14 protein-coding genes are annotated in these 15,586 nt (G+C 69.2%); 4 read left to right on the forward strand and 10 right to left on the reverse strand.

From position 1 onward, the window contains the following. Nucleotides 1-17: 17 nt before the first annotated feature. Together DVH02_RS35380 and DVH02_RS31285 are read right to left on the reverse strand one after the other, a co-directional pair. Nucleotides 18-167, reverse strand: coding sequence for a hypothetical protein (locus DVH02_RS35380; protein ID WP_158575966.1), 150 nt, complete (start codon nucleotides 165-167; stop codon nucleotides 18-20). Nucleotides 168-487: 320 nt separating this feature from the next. Continuing rightward, nucleotides 488-2,884 (reverse strand): UvrD-helicase domain-containing protein, encoded by a 2,397-nt coding sequence (locus DVH02_RS31285; protein ID WP_114627223.1) that lies wholly within the window; start codon nucleotides 2,882-2,884, stop codon nucleotides 488-490. Nucleotides 2,885-3,210: 326 nt separating this feature from the next. Between DVH02_RS31285 and DVH02_RS31290 the strand changes: the two genes are divergently transcribed. Further along, nucleotides 3,211-4,584, forward strand: coding sequence for a hypothetical protein (locus DVH02_RS31290; protein ID WP_147286175.1), 1,374 nt, complete (start codon nucleotides 3,211-3,213; stop codon nucleotides 4,582-4,584). Nucleotides 4,585-4,657: 73 nt separating this feature from the next. Next, nucleotides 4,658-5,173 (forward strand): hypothetical protein, encoded by a 516-nt coding sequence (locus DVH02_RS31295; protein WP_114627225.1) that lies wholly within the window; start codon nucleotides 4,658-4,660, stop codon nucleotides 5,171-5,173. Between the two features lie 122 nt (nucleotides 5,174-5,295). On the opposite strand, the gene DVH02_RS31300 is transcribed toward DVH02_RS31295, so the two are convergent. Next, nucleotides 5,296-5,586, reverse strand: a complete 291-nt coding sequence (locus DVH02_RS31300; protein ID WP_147286176.1) for a hypothetical protein — start codon at nucleotides 5,584-5,586, stop codon at nucleotides 5,296-5,298. A gap of 316 nt (nucleotides 5,587-5,902) precedes the next feature. Between DVH02_RS31300 and DVH02_RS31305 the strand changes: the two genes are divergently transcribed. Next, on the forward strand, nucleotides 5,903-6,685 hold the full coding sequence (locus DVH02_RS31305) for an IS5 family transposase (protein WP_233518572.1): 783 nt from the start codon (nucleotides 5,903-5,905) through the stop codon (nucleotides 6,683-6,685). Here DVH02_RS31305 and DVH02_RS31310 read toward each other — a convergent pair. The 5 genes from DVH02_RS31310 to DVH02_RS31335 all read right to left on the reverse strand — a co-directional run bounded on the left by DVH02_RS31310 (nucleotide 6,651) and on the right by DVH02_RS31335 (nucleotide 12,603). Then, nucleotides 6,651-7,196, reverse strand: coding sequence for a hypothetical protein (locus DVH02_RS31310; RefSeq protein WP_114627227.1), 546 nt, complete (start codon nucleotides 7,194-7,196; stop codon nucleotides 6,651-6,653). The genes DVH02_RS31305 and DVH02_RS31310 overlap by 35 nt on opposite strands. 204 nt (nucleotides 7,197-7,400) lie before the next feature. Beyond that, nucleotides 7,401-7,910: a hypothetical protein gene (locus DVH02_RS31315; protein ID WP_114627228.1), complete on the reverse strand. Its 510-nt coding sequence runs from the start codon at nucleotides 7,908-7,910 to the stop codon at nucleotides 7,401-7,403. Between the two features lie 68 nt (nucleotides 7,911-7,978). Continuing rightward, nucleotides 7,979-8,653, reverse strand: coding sequence for a DUF402 domain-containing protein (locus DVH02_RS31320; protein WP_114627229.1), 675 nt, complete (start codon nucleotides 8,651-8,653; stop codon nucleotides 7,979-7,981). A gap of 745 nt (nucleotides 8,654-9,398) precedes the next feature. Then, nucleotides 9,399-10,109, reverse strand: a complete 711-nt coding sequence (locus tag DVH02_RS31330; protein ID WP_233518573.1) for a replication-relaxation family protein — start codon at nucleotides 10,107-10,109, stop codon at nucleotides 9,399-9,401. 1,402 nt (nucleotides 10,110-11,511) lie between these two features. Further along, on the reverse strand, nucleotides 11,512-12,603 hold the full coding sequence (locus DVH02_RS31335; protein ID WP_114627231.1) for an IS630 family transposase: 1,092 nt from the start codon (nucleotides 12,601-12,603) through the stop codon (nucleotides 11,512-11,514). Nucleotides 12,604-12,659: 56 nt separating this feature from the next. Between DVH02_RS31335 and DVH02_RS31340 the strand changes: the two genes are divergently transcribed. Continuing rightward, nucleotides 12,660-13,346, forward strand: a complete 687-nt coding sequence (locus DVH02_RS31340) for a YdcF family protein (RefSeq protein ID WP_114627232.1) — start codon at nucleotides 12,660-12,662, stop codon at nucleotides 13,344-13,346. Between the two features lie 218 nt (nucleotides 13,347-13,564). Here DVH02_RS31340 and DVH02_RS31345 read toward each other — a convergent pair whose 3' ends face one another. Both DVH02_RS31345 and DVH02_RS31355 read right to left on the reverse strand, forming a co-directional pair. After that, nucleotides 13,565-14,212: an HD domain-containing protein gene (locus DVH02_RS31345; RefSeq protein WP_407697702.1), complete on the reverse strand. Its 648-nt coding sequence runs from the start codon at nucleotides 14,210-14,212 to the stop codon at nucleotides 13,565-13,567. An 844-nt stretch (nucleotides 14,213-15,056) separates the two neighbouring features. After that, a complete protein-coding gene (locus tag DVH02_RS31355; RefSeq protein WP_114627235.1) occupies nucleotides 15,057-15,293 on the reverse strand; it encodes a hypothetical protein in 237 nt (78 codons plus the stop codon). Nucleotides 15,294-15,586 lie beyond the last annotated feature (293 nt).

Below are 15,586 nucleotides of genomic sequence, written 5' to 3' on the forward strand. Positions count from 1 at the left end.
TCAACATCAGTGAGAACTCACAGCGTGGACATCGGGCCGCGTGTGGACAGTTCCTCCAGGGCTGCCAGCAGCGCGGTGTACCGCTCGCGGGCCAGGTCATCGGGGAGCGCGAAGGCAGCCCAGTCGCCGGGGTGGACCTCCTGCCACCACATCCGCGGTCGGCTCATCGCCCACCCTCTTGTTTCCATGACGCCTCCACGCCCAAGAACGCGTGACCGTTCGGTGGTGGCCCGCCTCGGTTCGTGCCCTGCTTGGCCGGTGTCTGCGGCGGTATCCGCCACCACTGACATTGACTGCTGGAGGACAGTGCGACGAATGTCACGAAATCATCGCCTTCGATGTGCTATGGGGCGCTGTAAGGGGATGGATTGCAGGTGGAGCCTGAACGAGGTCATGGTCAGGAGGTGATCGAAGCCAGTCCAGGATGCGGGCCCTGGCCCGGCTGCTCGATGACGCCGGTCATGGGGCCGGCCGCGGTCAGAGGCCGTCAGGAGAGAGCAGCCTTGCGCAGGTGCCGGCGCAGCTGTGCGCGCAGGTGCGTCAGAGGGGCGCTGGCGCCGAGCCGCCGCAGGAAGCCGGCGGCATCCCAGGTGATCAGGCCGCCCTGGCGGGAGAGATACAGGCCCACGCTATCGATGCCGAACTGGTCGTCGTAGTCCAGCAGGAGGTATCCGGCGAGCTGGTAGATCTCCTCGCGGCCCAGGCGGCGGGGGTCCTTGGTGGCTTTGCAGTCCAGCAGGAGGCCGTCGAGGATGTAGTCGGCGTCGGCGCCGCCGATGTCGCCGCTGCCGGCAAAAACCGGACCGCACACGCGGGCCTTTTGCGGTAGGGCCCGGAAGGCGGCGAACGGAGCGTCGGCGAGCCGCGTCTGCTGGTCGATGTCGCACGCGACGTACTCCGGGACCGCCGCGGTGAGGTCGGCCAGGGTCGTGGCGGGGGTGGCAGAGCCGAGCATGCTGAAGCGGCGGATCTCACCGGTGCGGGCGATGTCCTCGAAGAAGCCGGCAACGAAGCACAGCCGGATGAGCGCGTTCTCGTCCAGGCTGCCGGGGGCGGCGAGGTAGGTGTCGACGGTGGCCAGCAGCTCCCGGCCCGCCGTGTGCAGGGCCTTGCGGGTCCCACGCGCAGGTGCTCCGCGCAGCGGTCCGGTCTCGTCAAGGAGCATGACACCGGCGACGACGGCCAGTCCGAGCCGCCCGCCGAGGCTGAGGCGTAGGCGGTAGTCGATGGCGTGCCCGAGGGCCGACCAGTTCGGGTACTGCACGTCGATCGGCTGCACCGGGTGCGCCAGGCCGGCGATGCGCGCCTGGTAGTCGCCCACCAGGTTCTGGCTGTACGGGAGGTGGGCGGCCATGAACTGCGAGATCGGTGAGGAGTCGTACTTCAGCTGCCCGGTCAGACTGAGCTCGATCATCGGCCGGCCGGCCACCGTGCCGTCCCGGCCGGCGTCGGCCATGGTCTTTTCGTACGCGTCGATCCAGGCGATGCCCTCGGTATCGAGCAGATGGCGGGCGCGGGTGACCGCGACGTAGATCAGGCGGGCCTCGCTCGCGTTCAGCGCGCGCTGCAGACCGTGGTCGTCCACCGACGGGGCCATGAAGCCCTTGCCGATGCGTACCGACGGCCACTCCCGTCCCTTGGCCTTGTGGGCGGTGGAGACGATAACTTTCGCGGATTCTTCCGGGGTGAGGCGGTCGACCGCTTCGATGATCTGGTCGGGGCCGTAGGTGTCGACCAGCTGCACGATCGCTTTGAGGTCCTGGCCGGCCTTGTCCTGCTCGGCGTACTCCTGCACCTCGCCCCAGGAGGAGAACAAGAACAGCTCCGGGTGGCTGGTGCGCTGCCCGGCCTTGAGCTCGAGTGCGGCCTTGGCGATGCGCTGCAGCGCGCTGCCCCCGCCGGTCAGCGCCACCGGAACACCGAGCTCGAGGTAGGAGAGGACTTCGCTCATCGCGTCCACGTTGCCCCGGCACAGCACCGCCTCGGGCTGCGCCACCTCGCCGACCCGGGAGCCGGGGCCGTGGCCCGTCAGCTGCATCTCCGACTCGGCGTGTCCCAGCCACCGGTTGGCCACCTCGGCGATGGCCGGGCCGAAGCGGAAGGACTGGGTCAGGCGCAGCTGCTCGGCGGGGAAGCCGGTCATCACATCGCGCGCGTTGCGCCAGCCGTAGATCTGCTGGGCCGGGTCCCCGACGCACACCCGCTGCGCGTCCTGGGCGAGGAAGACCTCCTCCAGGACGGGGTTGGTGTCCTGGGCCTCGTCCAGCAGGACGAAGTCAGCCCCGAGCCGCGGGGAGGTCATCGCCCACAGCTTCATGTAGTGGTCGTGCTCGAACCGCAGCCGGCCCGCGGGCGAGCAGATGTCCTGCCACGCACGGTGCGCGTAGGGCAGCAGGGTGCGGGCGAGATAGTCCTGGCCGGGGCCGTCGAGGCCGTTGACCGGCTCCATGTGGCGGGCCATGACCTGCCGGTCGGTGGTGTAGCAGAACTTGCGGACCATGCCCATCACCAGGCGCGCGGCGTGAGTGACCTTGATCTGGCGGGAGTTGACATCAAGGTCGCGGGTGATGCCGAGCAGGCGGGCGGTGTGCTTGGCGGGGATCCTCGCCGAGGCATCCAGACGCTCCCGGTAGTGGTGGCCGACGGCGCGGAAGGCCAGCGAGTGCGCGGTACGGCACTCCACATTCGGCCCGAACCGCCCGCGGGCGTCATCGGCGATCGCCCGGTTGAACGCCACGTACAGCCCGCGTTTGCGGGTCGCGGCGCCCATCAGGATCAGGGTGGACGTCTTGCCCGTCCCGGCACCTGCTACCAGGGCCAGGTCCCGGCCGGAGGCGAACACCTCACGGGCAGCCTGCTGCTCCTTCGTCGGCTCTATGGCCAAGGGGTTCCTCTCTGGGAAGCGCGGCTTCATGTACCGCAGCCCCAGAGGCTGGACCAGCTGATGACCAACCGTCAATACAGTCATACGTTCGGTAGCCAGTTCCGGCCGAATTCAGGACGGGCCGCACAAGGAAGCGCCGCGGACCTGTGTGCTGCCGGTTCTCCCTCCCCGGCCCTTGGGCGGTGCATCGGGTCGCTGCAATCAGGCCAGCGAACTCTCCTGATTTCAAAAGGAGTTGTCAGTCCCGGTTTCTATGCTGCCGCAGGCAAGGGAACCGCTGGGCACCGCGCTGATGCCCGGCCACGCGATCACATGGGAGGTGTGGGATGCCGACGTGTACCCGCCGGGCCAAGTCGACCCGGCGCTTATGCCGACGCGAGGCCGCCGAGTGGCCCCGCTACGACGATCTCCCCGCCCCCGTGGTGGCGTGCGCCAGCCACCTCACGCCGGCGGAATGGGCCGCCTGCCGGGAAGCCCGCGCCCGGGCGAACGCCGAGTGGTCCGCCCGCCGGGCAGCGGAGGCGGCCGCACGCGAAGAACAGGGCGGACAGGCCCAGCCGGCACCGGCCGTGGCGCACTACGTCCCTCGGCCGTGCACCGGCCAGTGCGTCTCCCAGGAACGCGCCTGGGGCCGCGACGCCGACAGCGCCTCCAGCCTGTGCGCGACCTGCGACGGCTACGTGTGTCTGGCCTGCGGCAAGGCCGAAGTCGACGGCATCTTCGACTTCTGCGGCCGGTGCGCGGCGTTCGAATCGGAGGCCGACCAGGAGCCGGACACGGTCGGGGACGATGAGATCGACACCGGGCCCGAGCCGCGCATGCGGCTGACCGCGATGGTGCACCAGATCGTCGCGGCCACCGGCACCGCACACCGCGACGTCAACGCCCGCATCAACCGGATCATCGGGGTACACACCCGCGTCGGAGCCGACGAGCAGGTGATCCGCCGCGCCGCACAGGCCGCCCGCGACTGGCTCGACCAACTCCTCCCAAGCCCGCAGACGGACACCGCCGCCCCACCCGACATGCCCGAGGCCGGCGCAAGGACAGTGGCCGCGGAGCACGCCGAGCACGCTGCACGGGTCGAAGGCGCTGCGCTCGCGGGCGGCCGGGTACTACGGTCAGCGCCCATGGACACCCCCGCACCACGCCCTGCCGACGACGCCGCGGGCGAGCACGCCGAGCTGACCGTGACCGTACGCCTGACCGGCCGGAGCGCCAGGCGCCTGCGCCGCGCGGCCGACATCCAGCAGCGGCCCGTCGAGGAGGTCGCGGCCGAGTGCATCGGCAACGAGATGCGCCGGGACGTGCACGAGGCGCTGTACAGCGGCAGCGACGCGTACGCGGCCACCCTCGACGGCCTCGCCAAGCGCCTCGCACTCATCGTCCGCGAACTGGGTGCCCTGCCCTCCGGCGCCGCCGCACACGTGATCGCCCAGGCAGCAGCCGAACAGCACGGGCCCCTGCCCGAAGAATGGCACCAGCGCATGCTCGAACAGCTCACCGAGATGTGGACCGGGCGCACCACCGAGTTCGGCGTGCGTCCCGACGGCTCCGTCGGCCCGCTGGAGGACGTCAAGGTCCACGCGATGGTCACCCCCGCGCAGTGGGACGCCCTGGCCCGCATCGGCGCACCCGGCAGCATCGCACTGGGCACGCAAAAGGCCCTCGAAGCCGGGGTCACCGCCCTCGACCGATAGCCGGGTCGCTCGTATCAGCCGCGCCCCGGGTGGGGGCTAGCATGGCGCGCTCCCCCACGAGAAGAAGGAGCCGATGCAGCCCGAACACTGCCCCTTCCACCGCCGCGAGGACACCTGTGCGGCCACCGCCCGGCTGCTGGTCCAGGTCGGCCTGCTCGGCCCCGCACCGCACGCGCCCGCCGCCGGCGGGACAACGGTGGGCGTTCCCCCGGTCCCGCCGCGTCCCGTCACGCTCGCGCTGATCGCTGAACACGTCAACGCCTGGGGCCGCGTCGTCATCGACCCCACCCTCCCGCACGCCGACATGACCGCGCTGGAGGAACGGTCCCTGCGCTACACCCTGCAGGCCCTGTGGGAAGCCGCCGGTGAGGCCGCCCGCGGCAGCATCCGCTCTGTGGACGGCGCCGCGGCCAAATGGTGGAGCGTGAACTGCGCGCTGCAGGAAGCCCAGGCCGCCGCGCACCGCACCACCCTGACCCGCACGGGCGACGGCGACCAGGCAGACCTGTGGTGGTACATCGCCCTGCTCCACCTCGGCCACGCCCGCACCCTGCGGAAGGACCGCATCGGCCACACACTGCCCCAGTAACGGAACGCCGCCCGGCGCGCCGGGCTGACGGCGAAGCCAGGGATCAGGGCTTCGTCGTCAGCACGATCCGACAGGCGCCTCCCGGCTGCTTCCCGGGCGGCAGCAGCACGCCGCCGTGCGGTTCACGCGTCCGCAGCAGCCAGAGCGGCACGTCCTTCGCCGGTGGCCTCGACCAGGTCGCCGCGGCTACCGTCGGCCGGTGCCACGACACGGACCAGGCCCCGCTTCCACAGGCTGATCGAGATCCCGTACCACGCCATCTGCCGCTCGGTCCACGCCTCGTGGCCGGGATGATTCTCGTCCATGCCTGGCTCGGCCGGGTTCAGCACCGGGAAGTACGCGGACATCCACACCGGCCTGCCGGCCTGCGCGACCAGCTTCAGCAGGTCGCGTTCATCGTTGCTCAACACCATCCGCCCAGGCTACGACAGGACTTGGCATGGATTGGGAGTGGCGGTAAGAAGCCGTTGTCGTACCGAGTGTGCTGAACATACGTTTGATGCTGGCGACTTGATCGTGTGATCTTGCAGCGAGTGCGCATGAAGGGAGGGCCACCGAAGCAGTGCGGAGATGTCGAAGTCAACGCATGCTCTGGAGGCCCTCGTGTCGCAGTCTTCCCTGTCTGTGCCGCCCGAGTCCAGCGTGTCCGCTCTGTCGTGTGACTGTCTCGCGCACCGGTTCGGGAACGCGAACGACCGCCCGGAGCGGATCGCGCACTGTCCCTAGGACATGACGGCCTCGGAATGGGCGGTGGTCCGTGACGCGATGCCGGTGCCGGCCTGGCTGGAGGGCCGAGGCGGCCGGCCGGAGGGCTACTGCCACCGGCAGATGATCGACGCGGTGCGCTACCTGGTGGACAACGGCATCAAGTGGCGGTCGATGCCGGGCGACTTCCCGGCCTGGGACCGCGTCTACGCCTTCGCCAGGCGCTGGCGGGACCAGGGCCTTCTGGCCGAGCTGCACGACCGGTTGCGCGGACAGGTCCGCGAGGACGCCGGCCGCGACCCGGAACCGGGGGCGGGGATCATCGACTCGCAGAGCCTGCGCGCGGACGCCGTCGTGCCGCGTTCCACCTCCGGCTACGACGGCGGCAAGAAAATCACGGGGCGCAAGCGGCACATCGTCGTCGACGCCCTCGGACTGCTGCTCGCCGTCCTGGTCACCGCGGCCGATGTCCAGGATCGCATCGCCGCCCAGCCACTGCTCGCACGGGTCCGTGGCCACTTCCACCCGCTTATCCTGGTATGGGCGGACAGCGGCTACACAGGCATGCTCGTGGACTGGGCCCGCGACACACTCCACCTGACCCTGCGGATCGTCAGACGCACCGACACCGTGCCGGGTTTCGTGGTGCTGCCACGCAGGTGGGTGGTGGAGCGCACGCTGAGCTGGCTGATGCGCACACGCCCTCTGGTGCGAGACTACGAGAAACTGCCCGCCGTGCACGAGCAGATGGTGCTGTGGTCGATGACGACGCTCATGACGCGGCGGCTGGCCCGTCGGCGAGCCTGAACCGGCCCGGAGACAGCTCGACCAGCCAGCCCCGCTCCACCAGCCGCTTGGCCGTATGCCGCACCCGGCCCTCGATGTTCCTCTTCGTCAGCTCCATTCCCAGGGCCACCGCGATCTCGGGTGCCGACCGTGTGGCCAGCCCGTCCGCACCCCGGGCCAGGGCCAGCACCTCCACGACGGCACGGTAGTTCTCCCGCAGCACCCGCACATCCAGGCCCTGGACCCACACCGCCACCATCCGCCCCGGTCGTGCCGCCACCACCGCCACCGCCACCGGCACCGCCACCGGCACCGGCGCCGGCACCGGCGCCGGCATGTCAGCCACGAGCGCATCCCCCGGACCAGCGGTGAGCACGACGCCCACACGCTGCCGGGCGATCACCCACTCCCGCCATTCCGTCTCCGCCTCGGCCAGCTCGGCCAGCACCCGGTCAGCTTCCTCCCGCAGCCGTTCCGCACGCACCCGCGCGGCCAGCTCGCGCTCCTCCAACAGGCCCACCACCGACGGCATCCCGACACCTCCACCCCGACACGACACGACAACCCGACAGCGAAACTCTCCCTGACCAGCACCAATCCCATCCCCGAACAAGGGGAAAACAGCCCATCAAGCAATGCCTCATCCGGTACAACAACGGCTTCTCAAACCATAGGAAAAGCCACCCCCATAACAGCCGACCCACCCCAAACTGGCCAGAAAACAGCAACCACTTGGTCACCTCATGACAGCGAACCTGCCCGAAACTACCCCATGACCAGGCACCCAGCGCCGTGTCCCGCTGACACCCACCCAATGCCACCAACGCGCCCACACACAGTTGCACAGCCACAGGTCGAACGTGCCGACCAGGAGGTCCTTCTCCCACTTCCAGACCTTTGCCCGCGGCTCGAGTTCGTCGGCCCTGTCCTGGCGCAGCGGCATCAGGGCACGCTCGAACGGGGCGATCAGGTCGTCGTAGGCGGCCCGCATGGCCACGCTGCCGGCGTGGTCGTACGTCAGCTCGCGGTCCGGCATGACCTCCCACTTCAGACCGTCGGGGAGTTGGGCGCTCAGGTACTGGCGCAGCGGGTCGATGACCAGCGGGAGGCCGTCCTTGCCGAGTCGGGCGTGCTCGGCTGCGGGCAGGCGGACCCACCAGGCGTAGTAGGGCGTTTCGTCGTCGCAGGAGTCGTCGTCGACGCAGACCTCGTACACGCAGCCCAGCGAGGCGGCCAGCTCGGTCATCGAGCCAGTTGCACGGAGTCGCGCAACGACCGTCCCGCGCACCGGCCGCCTCGGCCGAGGGCGCGGCCTCACCGGCTCGCCGCCACCGCTCCCGGGTCGGCTTCCTCGCGCTGGGGCAGGCATGGCGGCGTCCAGGCCGGGTTCCAGCGCCAGGACGCCCACTGGTCGGCGTCCGCGAACGGCCCGGCCCGTTCCACGAGCATGGCGAGGACCTGGGCGCGTGCGAGCTCCACCGCCCGGTCCTCGATATCGGTGACGATGCCCAGGCGCCTCACGTGGGCGTACTCGTCCTCGTCCTTCCACGTCCACGCGCTCAGGCCGGGGTCGATGACGAGGTCGATGGTCAGGTCGAAGGTGTCGAACCCGGTCCCGGTGCGGCGGGTGGGGTGCTCGAAGTTGACGTACCAGTTCCTCAGCCCGGCCGCGGTGAAGAAGGCATTGATGCTGAACCACGCGCCCGGTGGCTTCCACAGCAGCAGTTCGGTCTCCTGCCACACGCCGGGGGCGAGCTCCCACTCCCCCGCCGCCATCGCGTCGAACGCCTCGGTGCGCACCGTACGGTCGCCCTCCACGCGGGCCTTGGCGTACAGGGCGGGCCAACGGACCTCGGCCCCGGGCGTGCACGCGGTCACCAACGCCTCGCCGGTGTCGGCGACAACGCGTAGCGCCTGCTCGCTCCACACGCGCCCGGAGCGGTGTACGTCGCGCCGCACCACCGTCTCCCCCGCCTCGAAGGTCTCCACCGGGTGCCTCCCTCGTGCGGCCCGGCCGGAACGTCCGGCAGGGCTGGCACCACCTCAGCGCACGGGGGTGGGGTGGGCAAGCCGCCGTTCGGGGCGGCTTGCCCGGCTGCCGGCTCCCACAACGGGCGGGCGAGCCCGGTCCCGTCGCAGTGGAAGCACCGGCCGCCCCCGGGCGCGCTACAGACACCGATGGTGCCGACGGCGTGGAGCAGGAGCAGAGTGAAGCCGTCGACGTGGCCGGTGTGCAGCGCCAGTTCGTGCCGCTTCCTGATCCGGACCTCCAGCGCAAAGCCGGAATCGCCGATGTCCCGCGTATCAATGGCGATGCCGCGCATCACGGTGTGGATGACCTCGTAAACGTGCCCCATCGCCTCTGCCCCGGACATCTCCACCCGCGCCGCGAAGAGAGTGTCGTACGGATGGGTGACGGACACCAACGCCTCCGGCGACACGAACCGTATGACGGCGGCCGACCGGTTCGGGGTGGGCCGCGCGAAGGCGCGTCAGGGCGTGCCACATGTCTCCCATGCCGCCGAACCCTCGCTGTACGGCTGCGCTCTCCCGTTTGCTGCGCCTCATGGCTTCCCTCCGGTTGATGACACTCGGGAGAGCTATATACGCCGGGGCCGGGGCGCGAACCGTCGCCCCGGCCCCGGCGTCCCGCCCGATGGCGCGGTGACTTCGGAAGCTGTCCCGCTGTGCGGCCTGGCGGCTCCCGGCCGCACAGCGAACTCGGCCGCTTCCGTCAGCGGCCGACCGGTTCGGGGTATCGCCGGCGGCGCCGGTCCGGGTCGTCGACACAGATCTCGTACCAGGGCTCGCCGCGCTGGAGCCGGGGCAGGGTATTCACGCAGACCGCGACAGCGATACCCTTCACGTCGGCGGCGAGCGCCTTCAGGCGGTTGTCGAGCAGGTGCTCCGCCTTTCCCGCCAAGACGACATACAGCAACGGGAAGCACTCGGAGCGCGTGTAGCGGTGGCGCTGCCAGAACGGGTACGTGCTCCCGTTGGTGCCGCGGGCTCCTTCCCACGCGCGGTGCCCGGCGTAGCGCTCGTAGTCCCAGACCTCCTTGGCGAGGCGGGCCTGGGACATGGTGCCGTTGTCGAGCTCGAAGAGGCGCACCTCGCTGGTCCTGGTCGGCCACGCGAGGACGGCGTCGGTGTTGAAGCTCAGGCCGGTCTCCTTGACGGCGTGGTACACCTCCACCTGCCAGCCGGTCAGACGGTCCCGGCCGCCGAAGGGGAGGATCGTGTCCCTCACCGCGACACCGTGCAGCCCGAACCCGGCTCGAACGGCCTTCGCTCCGGTGCCGGCCTTCGGTCGGGGAGGCAGCTCGTTGCCGTCGGCCAGAGCCTTCTGCCCCGCCGGGGTCAGGTTCAAGATCGGGTCCTTGCCCGCCTTGCCGTTCGTCTCCGCCAGTCCCAGCCCCGCCCGTTCCTTCATCGCCCTGCGCACATACGACCGGCCTCCGACTCCGCTTCCGTGATCACCTGAGCCACCTGCAGGACCGCCGCTATCCGCACGCCCCCAGCATCCGCGGCGCATCGGCCCGTACCTTCCCCGCCGCGGGAGTGGACTCCTTCCCCCTTCAACGGCGCCTCAGAGGAAGGCAGAGAGGCGTCGGCGTACCGGGAGTCCTCTCGGCGGGCGGCGCGAGCTGCGGTAATGGGAACAACGTGGGAATCGTTCACGGCACTGGACGCGCCAGTGGATTCCGGGCCGCTCCAGGGCCGCTCGGCACCCCTTGTCCATGCCGGGCACAGCTCCGGCTCGGGCTGCTGCCAAGCGCTGCTGATGTACGTCATGACGAGGCTCCTCACGCAGGCGGCGCGGGACCCCGGACAGAATCCCGCCGTCATCTGCTAGAGGTGCGGCAAAACTCGACGGTGTGACACTCCACCGAGCGCCGATACCGAGCCGTGATCACCCGGCAGGCGCCGCTGTCCTGTGACAGCGGGCCCTGATATGCCTGATGTGAAACTCGTGCCATATTCCCAATCTCCATCGGGCTTCTTGGCGCCAATGAAGCAGAATCCAAGTTTCCCCATGGCGTAAGTTCCCGCAGAGACCGCCAGGCATCCGCCATGCGTATTTACTGGATCCCCCATTCGGAAGAGCTGAGGGATCTCGCCTGCCTTCCATTTGATACTTCTCTGAATGTCGCCCTTTTTTGCGTCGCACTTCTGCTTTGGTTTTGGCTGCCCTGAGGCGTTGGTGACGTAGCGCGTTTTGTCGCCTTTGGTCTGTCCGGTTCCCTCGATGGGGTAGCCGTTGCCGCAGAAGCCGGCGGGGCACAGCCCGGTGGGGCCGAATTGAGTAACGCGGTTGTCGTGAGCCTAGCAGCAGGCGTTCATCTGAGCGGGGGCATCGATGACAATGACGGGATCGACGGAGAGGGAGCGGCCCAGAGCGGGGTCATAAACACACGAAACGAAACCGACATGGGCAACCAATTACGACGCCAGCGCCGGCATCGAAGCTGACCTCGAGACCGGACTGAACCACAACTGGACAATGGACATGGCGAAATAGATCCCAGCGTTCCAGCGATACACTGCTTCGCCCACACACACGCAAACATCCGCAGGTGCACTAGGTGTTCTGTCCACGGAGGTTGGTGACGGTAATCATGGTGGGGTGATAGCGTCGTCCGCCCGCAGGGCGGGGCTCGCGGCATCTGGTGCGCTGCGCTCGCTTCGCTCCCTCCGCCTCGGCGTCTGACGCGTCCTTCGGATGCCGAGCGCTCCCGCACGGCGGAGGGTCGCCCCCGAACTGGCATGTACTGGGGGTGACCCCTACAACGCGGCGAGCGTGCGTGCCGGACGCCGCGGGGCAGGCGGGACTCTGACGACAGGGCCTAGTCTTCTGAGTCAGGAATTCTGTTCAGATATAAAGCGAGGCGTTCGAGGATCTCGTCCGCGGTCTTGGTCCAGATGTAGGGCCTGGGGTCGGTGTTCCAGGCTGCGATCCAGGTCCGGATATCCTTCTCCAGGACTTGGACGGATCTGTGGGCGCCTCGCCGTATCTGTTTGTCCGTCAGTTCGGCGAACCATCGCTCCACGAGGTTGAGCCAGGACGATCCCGTCGGTGTGAAGTGCGGATGGAACCGCGGGTGGGCCAGCAGCCAGGTCTTGACGGCCGGGGTTTTGTGGGTGGCGTAGTTGTCCAGCACCAGGTGGATACCGAGGCCGTCCGGCACTTCCCGGTCGAGCTTGATGAGGAACTTCTTGCACTCCTCGGCGCGGTGGCGGCGGTGCGGGGAGCCGATGACCTTGCCGGTGGCGACGTCCAGGGCCTCGAAGAGGGTGGTGGTGCCGACGCGGACGTAGTCGTGCGTGACGCGTTGGGGCACTCCGGGCATCATCCGCAGCACCGGCTGCGACCGGTCGAGGGCCTGGATCCGCGACTTCTCGTCAACACAGAAGACCAGAGCCCGCTCGGGCGGGTCCAGACAGAGGCCGACGACATCGTGGACCTTGTCGACGAAGTACGGGTCTGTCGACAGCTTGAACATCTCCGAGCGGTGTGGCTGGAGACCGAACGCCCGCCAGACCCGCGACACCGTCGACTGCGACAGGCCCGTCTTCTTCGCCATCGAGCGCGTCGACCAGTGCGTCGCGTTCTTCGGAGCCGACTCCAGCGTCCTGGTGACCAGCGCGGCCACCTGCTCATCGGTCACCGTCCGGGGACCGCCCGAGCGGGGCTTATCTCCCAGGCCGGCGATTCGACGCTCGACGAACCTTGCCCGCCAGCGGCCCACCGCATGCGGCGTCGAGCCGAGCCGGGCAGCGACGTCCTTGTTGGAAGCACCCTGCGCGCAGGCCAGGATGATCCGACAGCGCAGAGCCCACGCCTGCGACGTGGAACGGCGCCGCACCCACCCCTCGAGTGCAGCCCGTTCCTCGTCCGACAGAACCAACGCGACCTTCGGCCGTCCAGTGCGTGCCACAGACCAAGTCTGAACATCTGAACAGAATTCCCGACTCAGAAGACTAGAGTCACCGCATGCGACGTAGGACGGAACTGGCGATCGCCGGGGCGGCGATTCTGGCCTGGGGCGAGTGGCTGAACTGGCGCTGGTCCCGCGCTCTCGTTGGAAGCGGCGTGGGCGCGTCCGAAGCCGTGGTCGTGTTGGGCTACCGGAACCCGCAATCGACGGCGAACTACATCAATCGCTGGCGAGTTCGTGCCGGCATCCGCTCCACTGCCGCTGACCGTGCGCGAGGCACTCGCGTGATCTTCAGCGGTGGTGTTACCGGCAACGGAGCCTCGGAGGCCCGCTTGATGGCCGACTACGCGAAAACGGTGCTCGCGTTCGACGGCACGGTGCTTCTCGAAGGCCAGAGCACGACGACATGGGAGAACATCACCAACGTGATCCCGCTTCTTGAGGATGTCGACCGCATCAAGATCGCATCCCAACCGGCTCACGCGCTCAAGGCCCGTGCGTATATGCGGCGGCAGCGCCCCGATCTTGCTGAGAGGCTCGTGCGAGCGGATGACTACCGCCCTGGCGAGTGGTTGGTTGGCAAACCATTGCTGGCCCTGTACGGGCTTTGGATGCTCCGCGGCCTCAAGGCGGAAGAACGGAGGGGCTCGCTGGAGACAGCCGCTCGTGTGTCGGCGTCACCAACGGTGATCCATGAGCCGGCGCCACACGGTGTTCCCGTGCTGCCCGGGGACGAGTGGTAGTCGATCGCGATCTCCGCCTCATCGCCGGCGACTGATGTCGTCGTCCGTGCAACTGCTCATGTGTCCTCCGCATACTCAGTGTCGTGCGAGACACCGGCCCGGCTCCCCTGTCCCACATGAGACCGCAGAGAACCCGTATCCGACCAGCGGCGACGTCCAGCAGCCGCACGCCGTCGGAAGCGGCCTCCGCGACCCCGTGGCCCGCTGGTGCTCGCGGGCTATTCGGCCCATGGAGAGTCCAGGATGGTGCGTACGAAGTCACCGCGCTCGAAGCCGGGCACGTAGTGCGCGAGCACATCGGCTTTGACATTGCCGAACGTGGTCTGCGGCTTGGAACGGATCCCGTCGGTGAAGGCGGCCAGAATGCGCTGTTTGAAGGCCGGGCGCGGGTGAGCGGCGACGACCGCGGCGCGGTCCGCCTCGTCGAGGTCGTGGTAGCCGATGCCGAGGACGTCGTACTCCACACCCGCGGTCAGCAACGCAACCTCCGGCTCCATGAATTCGGGGATACCCGGGGTGGTGTGCAGTGCGATGGCGGTCCACACCCGTCGGATGCTGTCGTCCGGCACCTGACGTGCCCGCAGGAAGCGCCGGGCTTCGTCGGCGCTGTCCACCTCGAAGCGTCGCCCGCTGCCGTGGAACGGTTCGCTCAGGCCCAGGTCGTGGAACATCGCCGCGACATAGAGCAGCTCGGGGTCGCAGCTCAGGCCCCGGTTGATCGCCTGGAGGCTGCCGAAGAAGTACACACGGCGTGAGTGGTGGTAGATCAGTTCGCTGGTGCTGTCCCGTACCAGCTCGGTCGTCTCCCGCGCGAGCCTGGAGTCCGGCACACGCACCCCGGCCGGTGCGGAGGAGTCGTCCTTCAACACAATCACCTGGTCCCTCGGTCCGCCGGTCCCTCCGGCAACGCCTCCAGTCTCCGGATCACCGGATCGCCGCGCCACGGCTGTGCCGCCGTATAACCCACAGGGCGTCGCGGGCGCGGGTCCCACGGTGGGCGGGAAAGCGGAGGCCGCGCCGGACAGTGGGGCGCGGTCCGGGAAGTCGGTGCGGGAGAAGCCTGATGTCGCGTTCCTCCCTCCACGACGTTCCGGAGTCGGTCGACGGGTGGTACGGATCAACCCGATGCGCATCGCTGCTGCGACCGCTGCTGCGGTGCCGGGCGGTGGAAGCAGAGCGTGATCTGCGGCCCGGTCGCGGCAACGCGAGGCAGGTGTCCGCCGGGGAGGGGAGGAGGGGCGATGTGCGGGTGCTCGGCCGGTACGGGCGCCTCCGGCCCCTGCCGCGCCTCCGCCTCCGGCTCCGGCAGGACGACGCTCAAGGTCACCGCCCTCGTGACGGCCGGGACATGTACACGCGGGTCATCACAGCGCACGAGGCCCTCGTGGTGCTCGGCCAGGGCCGCAAGGGCCTGGCCGACCTCACACCGGTGTTCGAGGCACGGATCCCCGGCGACCCCGGCGAGGACACCGCCGTGGGCGACAAGCTCGCCGAGGGCAATGTCCCCCGAAAGTACGGATCAGACGTATCTGATGCCGATGTCCTGCGCGGCGACCGGGCTCTTCCACGACAAGGGCCTGTTCGGGCGGAAGGAGCGGCGGACCCCGGACACCTGGAACGAGATGTTCGCACTCGGCGACAGGGCCGAGGCGGAGGGAATCGCGTCGTTCTCACGTACCCGACCGCCGGGTACCTCGACTCGTACCGACGTCATGACGTACCGGCGGCCCCGTACCGTTCGGCCTGGGGGCCGCGCCGGACAGGTGACCACCAGCGCCCGCCGGGACGGCACGCTCCGGGGCTCTGGACGCCGCCGACGTCGGGGCGGCCGGTCACCGTCGAGGTGCGCGGCGCCTTCGCCCACACCGAGACCACGCCCGCGTCCGCCGTGCGGGTCAGCGCGAACACCTTCGCCTTCTCCCGGCGCGCGGCGGCCGACGGGCACACCCGCACCGTCCTCCGGGACGACGTACGGACCGGGAACAGGCCCTGCGTCGTCCGCGGACAACACCAGCCGTGCGGCGATGACGGTCACCCCGTCCAGCGCGCCCCGTCGGGTCGTCGCCTTCCTGGAGGACCACGCGGGCAACACGGCGCGGACCGTGCTCCGGGAACACGGGAGCCCGTCTCCATCGGGGCCGTCCGGCATCTTCAATATGAACACAATGACAGGACTGTGGGGCTCCCGCTCATTTCTCCTTAGCATCGGCGCCGCCGCGCGACGGAGCGCGGACGAGATC

This window comes from Streptomyces corynorhini, assembly GCF_003346515.1.
In the GTDB taxonomy this organism is placed as follows: Bacteria; Actinomycetota; Actinomycetes; order Streptomycetales; family Streptomycetaceae; genus Streptomyces; species Streptomyces corynorhini.

Excerpts from the sequence above, each read along its gene's own strand:
- DVH02_RS31315 (WP_114627228.1), bottom strand. The coding sequence starts at position 7,910 with ATGACCGAGCTGGCCGCCTCGCTGGGCTGCGTGTACGAGGTCTGCGTC.
- DVH02_RS31295 (WP_114627225.1), top strand. The coding sequence starts at position 4,658 with ATGCAGCCCGAACACTGCCCCTTCCACCGCCGCGAGGACACCTGTGCG.
- DVH02_RS31310 (WP_114627227.1), bottom strand. The coding sequence starts at position 7,196 with ATGCCGTCGGTGGTGGGCCTGTTGGAGGAGCGCGAGCTGGCCGCGCGG.
- DVH02_RS31340 (WP_114627232.1), top strand. The coding sequence starts at position 12,660 with ATGCGACGTAGGACGGAACTGGCGATCGCCGGGGCGGCGATTCTGGCC.
- DVH02_RS35380 (WP_158575966.1), bottom strand. The coding sequence starts at position 167 with ATGAGCCGACCGCGGATGTGGTGGCAGGAGGTCCACCCCGGCGACTGG.
- DVH02_RS31305 (WP_233518572.1), top strand. The coding sequence starts at position 5,903 with ATGACGGCCTCGGAATGGGCGGTGGTCCGTGACGCGATGCCGGTGCCG.
- DVH02_RS31290 (WP_147286175.1), top strand. The coding sequence starts at position 3,211 with ATGCCGACGTGTACCCGCCGGGCCAAGTCGACCCGGCGCTTATGCCGA.
- DVH02_RS31300 (WP_147286176.1), bottom strand. The coding sequence starts at position 5,586 with ATGGTGTTGAGCAACGATGAACGCGACCTGCTGAAGCTGGTCGCGCAG.